General features: G+C 39.1%; 12 protein-coding genes. 5 read left to right on the top strand and 7 right to left on the bottom strand.

Features of this window, described 5'->3' with window-relative positions; all coding sequences use genetic code 11:
* Positions 1-2: 2 nt before the first annotated feature.
* Positions 3-809 (bottom strand): phosphatidate cytidylyltransferase, encoded by an 807-nt coding sequence (locus WKF66_RS01745; RefSeq protein WP_489672678.1) that lies wholly within the window; start codon positions 807-809, stop codon positions 3-5.
* The gene (locus WKF66_RS01740; RefSeq protein WP_489672677.1) at positions 806-1,711 is read right to left on the bottom strand and encodes a CPBP family intramembrane glutamic endopeptidase; all 906 of its coding nucleotides are present in this window, start codon (positions 1,709-1,711) and stop codon (positions 806-808) included. The genes WKF66_RS01745 and WKF66_RS01740 overlap by 4 nt, the downstream gene beginning before the upstream one ends.
* Positions 1,712-1,764: 53 nt before the next feature.
* On the opposite strand from WKF66_RS01740, the gene dusB reads away from it, so the two are divergent.
* Positions 1,765-2,763, top strand: coding sequence for a tRNA dihydrouridine synthase DusB (dusB, locus tag WKF66_RS01735; RefSeq protein ID WP_489672676.1), 999 nt, complete (start codon positions 1,765-1,767; stop codon positions 2,761-2,763).
* Positions 2,748-3,134, top strand: coding sequence for a Co2+/Mg2+ efflux protein ApaG (gene apaG / locus WKF66_RS01730; protein ID WP_489672675.1), 387 nt, complete (start codon positions 2,748-2,750; stop codon positions 3,132-3,134). The genes dusB and apaG overlap by 16 nt, the downstream gene beginning before the upstream one ends.
* On the opposite strand, the gene WKF66_RS01725 is transcribed toward apaG, so the two are convergent.
* Positions 3,131-3,826 carry a zinc metallopeptidase gene (locus WKF66_RS01725; protein ID WP_489672674.1) on the bottom strand — a complete coding sequence of 232 codons (696 nt, stop codon included), beginning with the start codon at positions 3,824-3,826 and terminating at the stop codon, positions 3,131-3,133. The two genes, apaG and WKF66_RS01725, sit on opposite strands and share 4 nt — an antisense overlap.
* A gap of 356 nt (positions 3,827-4,182) precedes the next feature.
* On the opposite strand from WKF66_RS01725, the gene WKF66_RS01720 reads away from it, so the two are divergent.
* Positions 4,183-5,427, top strand: a complete 1,245-nt coding sequence (locus WKF66_RS01720) for a DNA recombination protein RmuC (RefSeq protein WP_489672673.1) — start codon at positions 4,183-4,185, stop codon at positions 5,425-5,427.
* Between the two features lies 1 nt (position 5,428).
* Here the strand turns inward: WKF66_RS01720 and thiL are convergent, their stop codons facing one another.
* Both thiL and nadA read right to left on the bottom strand, forming a co-directional pair.
* On the bottom strand, positions 5,429-6,469 hold the full coding sequence (gene thiL / locus WKF66_RS01715; protein ID WP_489672672.1) for a thiamine-phosphate kinase: 1,041 nt from the start codon (positions 6,467-6,469) through the stop codon (positions 5,429-5,431).
* A gap of 32 nt (positions 6,470-6,501) precedes the next feature.
* Entirely contained in the window at positions 6,502-7,500 is a 999-nt protein-coding gene (nadA, locus tag WKF66_RS01710) for a quinolinate synthase NadA (RefSeq protein ID WP_489673326.1), read from the bottom strand.
* Positions 7,501-7,948: 448 nt separating this feature from the next.
* On the opposite strand from nadA, the gene nadB reads away from it, so the two are divergent.
* On the top strand, positions 7,949-9,535 hold the full coding sequence (gene nadB, locus WKF66_RS01705; protein WP_489672671.1) for an L-aspartate oxidase: 1,587 nt from the start codon (positions 7,949-7,951) through the stop codon (positions 9,533-9,535).
* 1 nt (position 9,536) lies between these two features.
* Entirely contained in the window at positions 9,537-10,046 is a 510-nt protein-coding gene (locus WKF66_RS01700) for a gamma carbonic anhydrase family protein (RefSeq protein WP_489672670.1), read from the top strand.
* A gap of 5 nt (positions 10,047-10,051) precedes the next feature.
* Here the strand turns inward: WKF66_RS01700 and WKF66_RS01695 are convergent, their stop codons facing one another.
* Together WKF66_RS01695 and mnmG are read right to left on the bottom strand one after the other, a co-directional pair.
* The gene (locus WKF66_RS01695; protein WP_489672669.1) at positions 10,052-11,680 is read right to left on the bottom strand and encodes an Ig-like domain-containing protein; all 1,629 of its coding nucleotides are present in this window, start codon (positions 11,678-11,680) and stop codon (positions 10,052-10,054) included.
* 143 nt (positions 11,681-11,823) lie between these two features.
* Entirely contained in the window at positions 11,824-13,686 is a 1,863-nt protein-coding gene (mnmG, locus tag WKF66_RS01690; protein ID WP_489672668.1) for a tRNA uridine-5-carboxymethylaminomethyl(34) synthesis enzyme MnmG, read from the bottom strand.
* Positions 13,687-13,731: the final 45 nt, after the last annotated feature.

Genomic DNA, 13,731 nt, shown 5'->3' with positions numbered 1-13,731 from the left:
TGCTAGTTTAAAATCAGATAGACGTAAACATACACTACCGGTGCTCCAAGCAGCAATCCATCAAATCGATCGAGAAAACCTCCGTGCCCAGGTAAAATACTGCCTGAATCCTTGGCATTTAAACTCCTTTTAAGCATCGATTCTACAAGGTCTCCTAAAGTACCAAAGGAGACTATTAATACAGCCATTCCTGCCCAATAGAAAGGATTCATATCTTTAAAAAACAGAGATAGAATATACGACACCACTACACAAGTAAACATTCCTCCAAAGAAGCCTTCCCAGGATTTTTTCGGGGAATGCCTTTCAAATAGCCTGGTCTTACCGAATTTACTGCCAAATAGATATGCCCCTGTATCACTAGCCCAGAGCATCAGCAGGAAGGAGAGTGGGATATGAAAATTATATTCAGAATTAATCATGAAGCCAAGCGAATAAAATAAACAGAAAGGCACGGTCACGTAGATGAACCCAACAAACGTATAGGAAATGTTAGCAAAGGGAATTTTCTCCTTCTTATACAGCTCGCTAATAAATACTGAAAAGATCAAAGGGACCAATAATAACAGATATTTTGTTTCAAACTGCAAATAATGATAGCCTGCTGTCATCAAAAATATCAAGGTGGCTGCGAGAATAGCAATATTTCTATGCGGTCTGATACCCGCAGTTTTTATGAGCTTAAAAAACTCCAAAAGAGTTGCCAGACTTAATATCAGATAAAATGCACTGAATACATAGCTTCCTAAAGATATGGAGCCAAGCATGACAATGGTAAAAAAGAAAGCGGTGATCGCGCGAGTTTTCATTCAGATTGTTTTTTAAATAGCTGGAAAGCAATAATGCTAAGCGCGAAGCTAATAACATAACCGTACCAGGCAAAATAACTCACGTTGTCTACGTCGAGCGGAAGGTGATGCTTTTGTAGGTAATAAGCCTGGCAAACCGCAAAAGCATTGTTTAAAAAATGAGCCAAAATGCTGTACCATAAGCTACCGCTCCAAAGATACAGGTAACCAAACCCGGCTCCGAGCAAAAATCTTGGAAGAAAGCCATAAAATTGCATGTGTATTGCGCTAAACACAAAGGCAGAAAACCAGATCGCGGCATGTCGGCTATTAAAGATTCTACCAAAAATCCGCTGCAAAGCGCCCCTAAACATCAACTCTTCAGATACTGCAGCAACTAATGCAATAAGAAACAGATTGAGCAGAAATTCCCAAACGTTACTCATTTTCAATAACAACATTGTAGTTTCTAGGAGTGAATCCTCACTTCTTCGCATCCATTCTTCTAATCCCTTCAACGCTTCAGGCAACTTCATCCCTTGATTAACAATTGTCACCCATTCCATCAATGGCGTACTGAAAATCATTATCAGAAAAACCAGCAATATCAGTTTTAATTCTGGCCGCCTAAATCCATAAAACACATTAACTTTTGTCCCTTCTGTGATGGCAAGGAGAATAGGAGGTATCACAAACAAGCCAACAGACTGCGCAAACAATAAGATCTGTAACGCGGGCCTATACTTTAAATCAGGTGCGACAAGTATGGCAGGATTGCTTATCAATTCCATTCCATACATCATAAAAAGTACGATAAATGCCAAAATCATGCATATGAGCAATCCCAGGAATGCATAGAAAACAAGCATAAGTAACTGGAGATATGGACTATTTTCTTCTCGTGGCTTTTGAATGAAATTCATTATTTGTAAAGTTCGTACCTTTGTAGCGTGAATTTTTGTTTGAAGATAGAAAAATGTCCGTAAAGATAGGAAATATTGATCTTGGTGAGTTCCCATTGTTACTTGCTCCCATGGAGGATGTAAGTGATCCGCCTTTCCGCTTTGTATGCAAACAAAGCGGAGTAGATATGATGTATACCGAATTTATTTCTTCTGAAGGACTAATAAGGGATGCTGCTAAAAGTAGAGCTAAGCTTGATATTTTTGAGTACGAGCGCCCAATTGGAATCCAAATATTTGGGAGTGAAATTGATCACATGCGGGAAGCTACAGAAATCGCCACTGCTGCCGGACCTGATCTTATGGACATCAATTATGGCTGTCCGGTTAAACAGGTTGCTTGCCGGGGAGCAGGCTCTGCCTTACTTCAGGACGTAGATAAGATGGTAAAAATGACTGAGGCCGTTGTAAAGGCTACACATTTACCGGTTACTGTTAAGACACGTTTGGGATGGGATGATACAACGAAAAACGTAGAGGAAGTTGCAGAACGATTGCAAGACATAGGGATTCAAGCACTCACGATTCATGGAAGAACCAGAGCCCAGCTCTATAAGGGTCAGGCCGACTGGACGCTGATTCGTGAAATTAAAAGGAATCCACGAATAAAGATTCCAATATTTGGAAATGGCGATGTTGACAGCATTCAAAAAGCTGCTGATTGGAAATTGGAGTTTGAAGTAGACGGTATTATGATTGGTCGTGCGGCAATCGGCTACCCCTGGATATTCAGAGAAATCAAGCATTTTTTTAAAACCGGCGAGATACTGCCTGGCCCAACTATTACAGAGAGAGTAACCGTTTGCCGCACCCATTTCGAAAAATCTATTGCCTGGAAGGGCCCTCGTGTTGGTATATTTGAAATGAGACGTCACTACGCAAATTACTTCAAGGGAATTCCTGATTTTAAAAATTATAGAATGCAATTGGTAAAAGAAGATAATATTGAAACAATTCATGCTATATTGGACGAAATAGCAGATAAATACTCAGAATTATGGTTACAGCTATAACCCAAGGAGTTAAGATTTCCGTCGAAACAAGTTACGAAGATGAACAGTCAAATCCAGTAAATGACCATTTCATGTTCGCTTATCGCATCCGCATCGAAAACCTGTCCGATTATGCCGTTCAGTTGAAAAGAAGGCAGTGGTTCATCTTCGACTCTTGTGGAGTTCAGAGGGAAGTAGAAGGTGAAGGTGTGGTTGGTGTTCAGCCTGTTATGCAGCCGGGAGAAGATTATTCCTATGTTTCTGGTTGTCAGTTATCTACCGAAATTGGCAGCATGAGCGGAAATTATTTAATGAGCCGCCTGGCAGATGAAACCGAGTTTACCGTGAATATCCCTGAATTTGAATTGATTGTTCCATACCGACTCAATTAATTACGGCTTCTGCCGAATAGAATAGATACATAGTAGATAAGATTGGTCATTGCCCCCAATGCTGATACTACATAAGTCATAGCCGCCCACCAAAGCGCATCCTTTGCCTGTGCATGTTCCTCTTTAGTATATAACACCATTGTGTTGTTTTTAAGCCAGATCAATGCGCGTCTGCTTGCATCAAATTCCACAGGTAATGTGATAATACTAAAAAGTGTGATAATGGCAAGACCAGCCACTCCAATGGTGAGTACAAATGGATTAAAGGTGAATGCTATTAAAAATACTCCAATTATTAAAACCCATTGCAACAGATTTGAAGTGAGGCTAACGAGAGGCACCATACTGGTTCTTAGGTTCAACCAACCATATGCCTTGGTATCTTGCACTGCATGCCCACATTCATGAGCAGCAACAGCTGCCGCTGCAACGCTACGCCCATAATAAACGTCCGTACTCAGGTTGATTGTCTTTTCTCCCGGATTATAATGATCAGACAGCTGGCCTTCTGTGCTCATGACCTTCACATCAAATATTCCGTAATCGTGCAGCATCTTTTCTGCAACTTCTTTTCCTGAAAATCCCGAGTTCAACTGCATTTCTGCATATTTTGAAAATTTACTTCTAAATCGCCACTGCACAAACATGCTTAGTATCAGAACCGGGATCAATAAAATAAAATAGATTCCCATTATTATAAGTGTATGTTCTTCAAAGGGTTTAAAACAAAAAGCATTCCTCATTTACAATTCATACAAACCGCTAAGTGCGGTTTACCTGTCGCTTTTGATATTGTTAATAGAAAGATATAATGTTTAACCATCTTTCTATGGTATTTTATAAATACTTAGTTAAATATCGGCTGAGTACGTAGTTATTCTACTTTATACGTCATCTGTCTACTGTGTAACAAAGTCATTGATACGTATTAACTGTACTCAAATTACTCCAAAATACGTGGAAGTTAATTCAGTTAACTACAGTAGCACTTTCATTTAAAACTTGCAGCAGGCTAATATATTCAGCACTTTTGTTAAAAATATTAGTAATGGAAGTAATAGTTATATCCGTATTGATTGTAATTTTAGTATCCTTCATGACGCTGAAATTCATCAATTCATTAAAGGCAGATAAATTAAAGCTTCAGGAAGAACTGGATGATCTTCGCTTCAACTACATGAATGAGCGGGAGAAAGTGATTAAAGCTGAAGAAACACTGATCGCACAGCGTGAAAAGCACATACAGCAGGAATCTTACATCACTGAACTGCAACAAAGATTTAAATTGGAGTTTGAAAACATCGCCAACAAAGTACTTGAAGATAAATCAGCTAGATTTACGGCTCAAAACAGGGTTAATTTGGATCTGATCATCAACCCTCTAAAAGAAAATATAAAAGCTTTCGAAGAAAAAGTCGACCGGGTTTATAAGTCAGAGTCCGACGAAAGGAATGTGTTAAAAGGTGTGATCATGCAACTCATGGATCAAAGTAAACTGATCAGCGAGGAAGCCGGTAACTTAACGAGAGCACTTAAAGGGGACAGCAAGAAACAGGGCAATTGGGGAGAAGTGATTCTCGAAAGGGTTTTAGAGCGCTCTGGTTTAGTAAAAGATAGAGAGTATCGATTACAGGCTTCTTTAAACCATCAGGAAGGTAATAGACTGCAACCCGACGTAATTATAGACTTACCTGATGAAAAACATGTGATCATAGATGCCAAAGTATCGCTTGTCGCCTATGAGCGACTGTCTTCTGCCGAAACGGAGGAGGAACGCGAAGTTTACTTGAAACAGCATATTCTATCAGTAAAAACACACATACAGGGATTATCCGGTAAGAACTACCATGAGCTTTATCAAATAAATTCTCCTGATTTCGTACTGCTATTCATGCCAATAGAATCTTCCTTTGGAATAGCAATTCAGCAGGATGCAGATCTGTTTAACTTTGCATGGGACAGAAAGATCGTAATTGTAAGCCCCTCAACATTATTAGCAACACTTAGAACGATTGCCAGTATTTGGAAACAAGAGCGACAAAATAGAAATGTGCTGGAGATAGCACGTCTAAGTGGAAGCATGTACGACAAGTTTGTCGGATTCCTTAATGATATGGAATCCATCGGAAAAAACATCAGACAAAGTCAGGATGCGTATGATAAAGCATTAAATAAACTGAGTTCAGGTGCCGGAAACCTATCCAGTACCTCAGAAAAAATCCGTAAACTTGGGGCTAAGACCACGAAACAAATTGATACCAGGTTTCTAGACCTTAATACGGAGATTGAATAACTTATCCTTTAAAGGCAGTCCACCCTTGTGCCGTAATGGTATGTACAACATTAGATTTGGAGATCATTTTACATCCCGAATTCTTATCTGTAATGTGACCAATCACACTTATATCGACATCATTCTTTAGTTTTGGATAATCAGACTGTTTAATGGTAAATAACAACTCATAGTCTTCCCCACCACTTAAAGCACATACGGTTGGATCCAGGCCAAGTTCCCTCGCCGTTTCGTAAGTCACCGGGTCAATCGGTATTTTCTCTTCATAAAGATTACATCCTTTATCAGATTTCTGACAGATGTGCAGTATTTCAGAAGCCAGACCATCAGATACATCAATCATAGAGGTAGGTTTAATATCCATTTGTGCCAAAAGATCTACAATATCTCTTCGGCCTTCAGGCTTCAACTGCCTTTCTATAATGTAATCTTTACCTTCAAGATCAGGTTGGATCTCAGGATTTTCTAAGTAGACCAGCTTCTCCCGTTCCAATATTTGCAAACCAACATATGCACCTCCCAGATCACCTGAAACACAAAGTAGATCACCTTCTTCAGCTCCATCTCTGTAAGTAACATCTTTCTTATCAGCATATCCAATACTCGTAACGCTTATGATCAGACCCTGTTTGCTGGACGAAGTATCACCTCCAATCAGGTCAATATTGAATTTGTTGCAAGCCAGCTCTATTCCCTTATAAATTTCTTCAACAGCTTCTAAAGGAAATTTGCTCGACAGCCCAATAGAAACGGTAATCTGAGTAGCAATTCCATTCATGGCGTAAATATCGCTTAGATTGACTTGTACGGCTTTATAACCCAAATGCATCAATGGTACGTAGGCAAGATCAAAATGAATTCCCTCAAGCAATAAATCTGTCGATATCAGAACTTCTTTGTCTCCAAAATTCAAAACTGCAGCATCATCACCAATACCTTTTATACTACTTTCATGTCTAATTTTAAAGTTGTCTGTCAGGTGTTTAATTAAGCCAAATTCACCCAGTTCTGCTATATCCGTACGTTCTTTATTCTCAAACATTTTACTTTTTCCTATTCTTAAATTCCAATCATCTACAGCCCTAACCGTGCTGATATTTCTAACATTCTTTCAATCGGCTTTCTAGCATCCGCAATGATGTGAGCCGGTACCGTCACTTCTGGCGTTTCATTTTTTAAACATAAATACAATTTCTCCAGTGTATTTCTTTTCATGTACGGACAATCATTACAAGCACAATTGTTATTCGGTGGGGCCGGAATGAAGGTCTTACCTGGGTTAGCCTTTTCCATTTGGTGAATAATTCCACTTTCAGTTGCCACAATGAATTCTCTGGCTTCACTATTCAATGTGTATTTTAACAATCCCGTAGTAGATCCGATATAATCTGCCATTTGCAATACCGCTTCCTCACATTCGGGATGTGCGATAAACTTAGCGGCCGGGTGGCGCTCTTTAAGCTTAGTGATCTTCTCTCTTGAAAAGATTTCATGAACCATACAGGCGCCATTCCACAAGACCATATCGCGACCGGTTTTCTTGGAAACCCAGGCACCCAGATTCTTATCAGGACCAAAAATTATCTTCTGGTCTTTCGGTAAGCTCTCTACAATTTGGACAGCGTTTGTTGAGGTGCATACAATGTCACTCATTGCTTTCAATTCAGCGGTGCAATTCACGTAAGTGATCACAACATGATCCGGATATTTCTCTTTGAACTTTTTAAATAAGTGCGGTGGACAACTATCAGCTAGTGAACAACCGGCTTTAACATCAGGGAGCAATACTTTCTTACCAGGAGACAAAATCTTAGCGGTTTCCGCCATAAAATGCACGCCGGCGAAAACAATAATGTCTGCTTCGGTTTTTGCTGCTTCCTGAGAAAGCCCCAAACTGTCGCCAATATAATCTGCAATATCTTGTATATCAGGTTCTTGATAGTAGTGTGCTAGGATAATTGCATTTTTCTCTTTTTTTAACCTCTCAATCTCCTCAAACAAGTCAAGCCTTGGATCTATTTTTTCATCTATAAATCCTTTCCTGCTTAATTCTTCTAAAGTATCCAGTTCCATCGGTTTCATGTTTCTTTTCTTCCCTGTTGAGGTTTTGTAAAGGTAAGCGCTTTCAACAGATCAATAATTTATAATTATTTAATATAAATAGATTTCTATTGTTTATTAGTGTGTTGGTAATGTTTGTAAGTATTGTTTTTTAATGGTAGAATCTGAGTTACTAGTCATTTATCCACATATTAATTGATTTTTAAATGAAGACTTCAACTGATTTACAACCAGATATTAATTAATCTATAAACTTATCAATAGACATTTGTTTATTGTTAACAGGTGTGTAAAACGTTAACAACGTATACAAAGTTGCTTAAAAATAAGTTAAAATATTGTGCTCGATTATCATTTTAGAGTAGCTTTAAACATTGTGAAATAATTACTCTATTTATTTAGACATTAAGTTAACACTTATTAAGAGTTGTTAACATTCTGTCGCTATTATTGATAATTAATGAGAAAAGTTGATTTTTTGGTCATAGGGTCCGGTATTGCAGGTTTAAGCTTTGCATTAAAGGCGGCACAGCATGGTAAAGTTCTAATCGTTACAAAGTCAAATGAGGATGAATCCAACACTAAATATGCCCAGGGTGGTGTTGCGGTTGTTGTTGATAAAGACGATTCATTTGAAAAACATATTCAAGATACACTTGTCGCCGGAGATGGTCTATGCGATGAAAAGATAGTCGAAATAGTGGTTCGTGAAGGTCCACAACGCATTCAGGAGATTATTGACTACGGGATAAACTTTGATAAAAACCAAACCGGTGTATACGATTTAGCTAAGGAAGGAGGCCACTCAGAGAACCGCGTCTTACATTATAAGGATGTAACAGGTTATGAAATTGAAAGCGTACTCCTCAAGCAGATCCACGAGAATAACAACATCGAGATATTAACACATTACTTCTGTTTGGAGTTAATCACTCAACATCATCTTGGGTTACATGTTGATAAGAGTACAGCTGACATCAACTGTTATGGTGTATATGCCTTTAATACAGAGCTTAACGATGTGGAAAAGATATTAGCAAATGTGACTATCCTTGCATCAGGAGGCGCCGGACATGTTTATTCCAGCACAACTAATCCTGTTATTGCTACGGGAGACGGAATGGCAATGGTCTACCGGGCTAAAGGTAAACTGAGGAATATGGAGTTTATTCAGTTCCATCCAACGGCCTTATATCACCCTGGTGAGTATCCGGCGTTCTTAATTTCAGAAGCAGTAAGAGGTTTTGGCGGGGTATTACGTAGGAAAAATGGTGAAGAATTCATGTATGAATATGACAAGCGTGGTTCTCTGGCTCCAAGGGATATCGTCGCCCGGGCAATCGATTCTGAGATGAAAAAGTCAGGTGAAGACTTCGTATATCTTGATATACGAAATAGGAAAAAGGCTGACATTTTGAGTCATTTTCCTAATATATATGCCAAGTGTCTGTCTATTGGTATTGATATGACTAAAGATCTGATACCTGTTACACCCGCTGCACATTATATGTGTGGTGGTATTCTCGTAGATGAACATGGCAGGTCTTCTATTAATAATTTGTATGCCTGTGGGGAGTGCTCTTCTACAGGATTACATGGAGCGAACAGACTAGCTTCTAATTCACTGCTGGAAGCACCTGTATTCGCTCATCGCATTTATCTGGATGCCATACAGGCATTTAAAAATAATGTAATTCCAGATAATATTCCGGAATGGGATGCACATGGGGTGACTCAGTCTAATGAAGATATCCTCGTGACACACAACCTTCGTGAAACACAAAAATTAATGAGTGATTATGTTGGTATTGTCAGGTCAGACTTTAGATTAGAGCGTGCAATGCGAAGACTTTATCTATTGCACCAGGAAACAGAAGAATTTTATAAAATGAATAAAGTTTCTGTGAAGCTGTGTGAGCTTAGAAATATCATTCAAGTTGCCTTTATGGTCATTAAATCCGCAATGGCAAGAAAGGAGAGTAGGGGATTACATTATACTACCGACTATCCTGTTCATCAACATAATTTACAAGATACCGTTTTTTAATATGGCTATAATACTACCGGTTAAAGGTGTTCACCCACGATGGGGAGATAACTGTTTTATCGCCCCAAATGCAACGATCGTTGGAACGGTCACAATGGGAAATAACTGCTCTGTCTGGTTTAATGCTGTGATTCGTGGCGATGTGAATGACATTACCATTGGTGATGATACCAACATTCAGGACGGTGCTGTCATCCATGCGACTTACCTAAAGGCAGCTACGGTTATTGGCGATCGGGTGTCGGTCGGCCACAATGCAATCGTCCATGGATGTACCGTAAAAAATCATGTTCTTATTGGTATGGGCGCAATTGTAATGGACCATGCAATTATAGAAGAATACACTATAATTGCTGCCGGTTCGGTGGTATTAGAGAACACGATTTGTGAAAGTGGTTTTCTCTATGCAGGTACACCAGCGAAAAAAATAAAACCCATCACTGAGGAGCAACGGGTTTTATTAAATAAACTACCAGACAATTATATCATGTACGCCGACTGGTTTAAATAGCCTTATTATTCTTTTGGAATAGTAACTGTTACGTTCCGGTCCCAGTTGGCTCGAATGGACATTTCGACTGGTTCATTCCAAATGCGTTCGGGTTGCACCCTTTTAAATACGTTCCCTGTATCCCAAATGCCATTCTTGTTGTTATCATAAGTGATGCGTAAAAAATATTTTCCAGCCCTGTAGTTTTGGAAAGTGATCGTCGTATCCTGCGTTAAAACACTGGTGTTGATTACGGCGCTACTTTCATTTAAAATGTCAAGAATGTAACTTTTATTCTTCTCCGGGACTACAATCTTTGCAATTAATGTCCCGTAATCATCTCTACTTCCTAAAGTAAAGGTTTGAGTGAACTCCTTATTTTTAGCGTTAAAAATGGCCGTAAAAGCTCCGGCTCCATATTTTATATCATAAGGTCTTTTTGCTTTCCAGGGATAGCGCACGATATAAGTTAAGAAATCAAGACTGTCTTTAGTAATGCTGAAGTTAGAAACGGCCACAGAGTCTTCTAATAATGTGATCTTAGTTCTATCTACACTATCTACTGGTAAATTAAATGTGAGTCTTAACGGGTGGTTTGGATTTAAGGTACTGCCATCAAGGTTTCCTGCGGCAGTAAGTACACGCGTGTAAGTCTCCTTTTTACCACGGGTAATTGTAGTTGTTTGTAATAATTTTCCATCGTCTCTAATGCTGATCTTTGTCGAGTCAAAGCTTAGATCCGTTAACCATAATTTTAAAGAATCATGATATTTACTGAACTTAAGTCTTTTGCTTACATCTAACGCTGGAGGATCTAACACAACTACTTCCGGCTTTTTAAGTTTCTGATTAAAAGTGAAAGATATTGAGCCGTCTTTTTCTAACTTTCTCTCCAGGATACGAAATACCAAGGCGTCTTCCTTGAAGAGCTTAATATTTGCACTGTCAATATTATTCGTTAAAACGACAGAGTCTTTTATGAAACCAATTTCATCCGTAGGCTGCTGATATATCTTGTCTCCATTGGTTTCCTTTAAAGCATATATTCTGTAAGTATCTTTTCTCAGGTTGTTCAACTGATAGTTACCATTACTATCTGTACGGGTATAAATTGATGGCCTGCCTTTTCCAAATAAAGTATCTCTGTTAAGAGGTAAGATGAAAGCTACTGCATCTAATTCGGGTTTACCCGTCTTTGTATTGGTTACTCTTCCGCGGATGCTGAGAGAATCCAGAACCGGGCCGGTTGAAAAAACGTAGGTTAGGTTTTTAATGGCATTACCTTCGTTAATATCAGCGATAGCCTTTCCAAAATTTAATGTATAAGTGGTGTTTTTCTCAAGCGTGTCTGTAAAGGTGATTTCTAATCTTCTTTGTTTAACTTTGAGGGTAGGGGCTACCTTAAGTTCAGGAGAGATGCTAAACTCTTTTACCTCATTCTCAATTTTAAAATACTCATCGAACTCGATTAGAATTTTTTTAGAATTAAAATTCGTTGTCAGATTTTTCGGAAGCATACTAACTATTTCAGGAGCCTTATCATCTCTTGGTCCGCCCTGAGGAGTTTGTATGCTTGCACATCCGTAAATCATTAAAATTAAGACGGTAAGGAGTGCTACGTAGCTTGAACTACGCTTAATCTCTTTTTTATTCATTTAGATGCGTTTTATTGAGCTTAATATCGTTTTTAGTATAACTAATTAAATAAAATTTTTATGCGCTTAGAGGCGCTTATATTAGGCCGTTTTTAAAAACAGCTAATACAAATGTAACTCGTTAATTATTAGCGACTTAAGTACTATTTCGTGATATGTACCATCAGAACTGATATATCTGATGGTGAAACACCAGATATTCGTGAAGCTTGACCTAATGTTCGGGGCTTGATCTTTAGCAGTTTCTCTCTCGCTTCTTTGGATAAAGAAATCAACTGACCATAATCAAAATCCGGATTGATGTCTTTGTCTTCCATCTTTTGCATTTTGTTCACAATCTCCTGCTCTTTCTCAAAATAGCTTTCATACTTAATCTTTATCTCTGCCTGCTCAATTGTTTCCTGATCGAAGGTTGCTAGAAAACTATCGAAGGGGGCACTAACCGTTCTTATATCGTTGATCCCAACTTGAGGCCGTCCTAATAAACTTACTATTTTGACATTCTGATTCAGCGGACTTGTACCTAACGATTCAAGCAGTGCATTCGCTGTACCCATTTCGATTCCTTGCTTTCTACTGAAATCAACGATGGAATCTGAATTGGATATTTTCGCGTTAACTTTTTCCAAACGGGCGTCGCTGATTAGTCCAAGCTTATGGCCAATAGGAGAGAGGCGGATATCTGCATTATCTTGTCTAAGCAGTAAACGGTGCTCCGCTCTGGAAGTAAACATGCGATAAGGTTCTTCAGTTCCCTTAGTTACTAAGTCATCAATTAATACGCCGATGTAGGATTCAGAGCGCTTCATAATCAATTCTCCTTTATCATGCACTTTTTGATGTGCATTTATCCCTGCAATAAAGCCCTGGCTTGCTGCTTCTTCATATCCTGTTGTTCCGTTAATCTGACCCGCGAAATAGAGATTAGCAATTAACTTGGTCTCCAGTGTCAATCCAAGTTGGGTAGGAGGGAAGTAATCATATTCAATAGCATACCCGGGTCTGAACATTTTTGCATTCTCAAATCCTGGGATTTGAATTAGTGCTCTGTATTGTACATCCTCAGGCAGGGAAGTAGAGAAACCATTTACATAAATTTCACAGGTATTCAACCCCTCTGGTTCGACAAATATTTGGTGGCGTTCACGTTCAGCAAAACGATTGATCTTATCTTCAATGGAAGGACAATATCTGGGGCCTAACCCTTTTATTCTACCAGTGAACATAGGAGATTTCTCAAAGCCTTCTTTTAATGTTTCATGTACATCAGAGTTGGTATATGTAATCCAGCAGCATCGTTGCTCTGTTGGAATCTTTACATCGGTATAGGAAAATCTGCCGGGATTTTCATCTCCCCATTGCTCTTCCATCAAAGAGTAATTTAAAGATCTGCCATCTACTCTTGGAGGTGTTCCTGTTTTCATCCTTCCGGCTTCAAAACCTATTGACGTGAGTTGCTCCGTAATTCCAGTAGCCGCTTTTTCACCAGTACGTCCTCCGCCGAATTTCTTTTCTCCAATATGTATGAGACCATTTAAAAAAGTTCCGTTCGTAAGTACGACCGATTTGGCTTGAATTTCGACACCTAAAGAGGTTTTCACCCCAACTACAGTATTGCCTTTGATGATTAAGCTGCTAACCATATCTTGCCAGAAGTCCACGTTTGGAGTTCTTTCTAAAGCGAGTCTCCATTCTTCGGCAAAACGTTTCCTGTCATTCTGAGACCTCGGGCTCCACATGGCGGGTCCCTTTGATAGGTTTAGCATTCTAAATTGAAGCGTAGTCTTATCCGAGATTATGCCGGAATAGCCACCCATTGCATCTATTTCTCTTACAATTTGCCCTTTTGCTACCCCGCCCATGGCAGGATTGCAACTCATTTGAGCAATTGTTTCCATATTCATAGTGATAAGGAGGACTGACGAGCCTAAATTTGCTGCCGCTGCTGCAGCTTCACATCCGGCATGTCCTGCACCTACTACTATCACATCGTATTGTTTAAACATAGTATTGTTTGTTTATGTTCCACGTGGAACACGCTACAAGCGTTT

It is taken from the genome of Pedobacter sp., assembly GCF_037719805.1.
Classification (GTDB): domain Bacteria; phylum Bacteroidota; class Bacteroidia; order Sphingobacteriales; family Sphingobacteriaceae; genus Pedobacter.
The sequence above is the reverse complement of the archived record's forward strand: the minus strand, read 5'-3'. Positions and strand labels throughout refer to the sequence as shown.